This window comes from Treponema sp. R6D11 (genome assembly GCF_054786075.1).
Window position 1 is genome coordinate 1 of sequence record NZ_BDHD01001083.1, and the last position, 393, is coordinate 393.

The following is a 393-nucleotide window of genomic DNA, read 5'->3' on the forward strand; positions in this document are numbered from 1 at the left end:
GCCGAAATACGGAAGGACTGCGGTGATGCGCTTTGCCGAGGACCGGCGGAAGGCATCGATCATGATGAGCAGTTCCATCAGGTGATCATTGGCCGGGAAGGACGTCGACTGCATGACGAAGACATCTTCGCCGCGCACGTTTTCCTGGATCTCGACAAATATCTCCTCGTCGGCGAAGCGCCGGACGCTGGCCTTTCCAAGCGGAATATTGAGATATTTGGCGACAGATTCAGCGAGAACGCGATTGGAATTGCCCGCGAATAGTTTCATGCCCGTATTTTCCCCGGTGCCAGCCAAGTGAAGGATATGCGGGGCCTTTTACTGTGCCTGACGCACATTGCAAGCGGGCAGGGCAGATTCATGCACAGTTCCTCGCTAATATCGCGTCAAACG

General features: G+C 55.2%; 1 protein-coding gene. It reads right to left on the reverse strand.

The window, feature by feature from the left end; genetic code table 11:
* Nucleotides 1-270, reverse strand: a 270-nt coding sequence (locus tag ACYVTD_RS17580) for a ribose-phosphate pyrophosphokinase-like domain-containing protein (RefSeq protein WP_461248913.1), incomplete at its 3' end; no start/stop codon positions are given.
* Nucleotides 271-393 lie beyond the last annotated feature (123 nt).